This window comes from Paraburkholderia franconis (assembly GCF_009362735.1).
Classification (GTDB): Bacteria; Pseudomonadota; Gammaproteobacteria; order Burkholderiales; family Burkholderiaceae; genus Paraburkholderia; species Paraburkholderia franconis.
In genome coordinates, this window is the sequence record NZ_WHNP01000216.1 from 1 (window position 1) to 1,315 (window position 1,315).

General features: G+C 57.8%; 1 protein-coding gene, 3 tRNA genes and 2 rRNA genes. All 6 read left to right on the forward strand.

Features of this window, described 5'->3' with window-relative positions; translation table 11 throughout:
- A 23S ribosomal RNA gene (locus tag GCT13_RS47690) occupies positions 1–152 on the forward strand; the annotation flags it as partial.
- Positions 153–344: 192 nt separating this feature from the next.
- Positions 345–458, forward strand: a 5S ribosomal RNA gene (rrf, locus tag GCT13_RS47695).
- A 145-nt stretch (positions 459–603) separates the two neighbouring features.
- Positions 604–689, forward strand: a tRNA-Tyr gene (locus tag GCT13_RS47700).
- A 44-nt stretch (positions 690–733) separates the two neighbouring features.
- Positions 734–807 (forward strand) — tRNA-Gly (locus GCT13_RS47705).
- A 20-nt stretch (positions 808–827) separates the two neighbouring features.
- A tRNA-Thr gene (locus GCT13_RS47710) sits at positions 828–902 on the forward strand.
- A gap of 64 nt (positions 903–966) precedes the next feature.
- Positions 967–1,315, forward strand: a 349-nt coding sequence (locus GCT13_RS47715) for a GTP-binding protein (protein ID WP_193727973.1), incomplete at its 3' end; no start/stop codon positions are given.

The following is a 1,315-nucleotide window of genomic DNA, read 5'->3' on the forward strand; positions in this document are numbered from 1 at the left end:
ATCTAAGCGGGAAACTCGCCTTGAGATGAGATATCCCCGGGGCTTCGAGCCCCTTGAAGGGTCGTTCAAGACCAGGACGTTGATAGGTCAGGTGTGGAAGCGCAGTAATGCGTTAAGCTAACTGATACTAATTGCCCGTAAGGCTTGATCCTATAACCGGTGTGTTTTACGGTCATGGTTAATGCTTCGGCATGACCCGGACCGCGCCCCCGAAGGGGGCAGGACACGCAGACGGTCGAGAGATCSGTGTTGTGCCGGTACAAACAACACAACCCCAACACACCCTTTACGCTTCTTCCCGATTGGCTGCGGCGCTCAAACCAGCGGCGCAGCAACCCGTCATGCCTGATGACCATAGCGAGTCGGTCCCACCCCTTCCCATCCCGAACAGGACCGTGAAACGACTCCACGCCGATGATAGTGCGGATTGCCCGTGTGAAAGTAGGTAATCGTCAGGCTCCTTACCCCAGACCCGACCCCGCCCCTCAGCAGGCGGGGTCGTGGCGTTTACGGCTCTACTATAAGTGAGAGCCTATGGGTTCCGAGCGGACAAGTAACGCTTGACAAAGTGTTATCGCTCCCCCATAATCATCAGTTCTCTGCGGAGGGGTGCCCGAGTGGCTAAAGGGGGCAGACTGTAAATCTGTTGGCTTACGCCTACGTTGGTTCGAATCCAACCTCCTCCACCAGATTTCAAGGCTGTAAAGCGTTTGTTGGGAATCGACAGATCCTTGCGGGTGTAGCTCAATGGTAGAGCAGAAGCCTTCCAAGCTTACGACGAGGGTTCGATTCCCTTCACCCGCTCCAGCAGGCAAAGTAGATGCAGCGCCCATGTGGCTCAGTGGTAGAGCACTCCCTTGGTAAGGGAGAGGTCGGCAGTTCGATCCTGCCCATGGGCACCAGCCAGTATCAAGTGATTGTTTGCGCCTGGCGCAACGTACGGAAAAATCCTCTTAGGAGTCGAAAATGGCCAAAGGTAAGTTTGAGCGGACCAAGCCGCACGTGAACGTCGGCACAATCGGTCACGTTGACCACGGCAAGACCACGCTGACGGCGGCGATCACGACGGTGCTGACCGCAAAGTTCGGCGGTGAAGCAAAGGCCTACGACCAGATCGACGCGGCGCCGGAAGAAAAGGCGCGCGGCATCACGATCAACACGGCACACGTCGAGTACGAAACGGCGAACCGCCACTACGCACACGTCGACTGCCCGGGCCACGCTGACTACGTGAAGAACATGATCACGGGCGCCGCGCAGATGGACGGCGCCATCCTGGTGTGCTCGGCCGCTGACGGTCCGATGCCGCAAACGC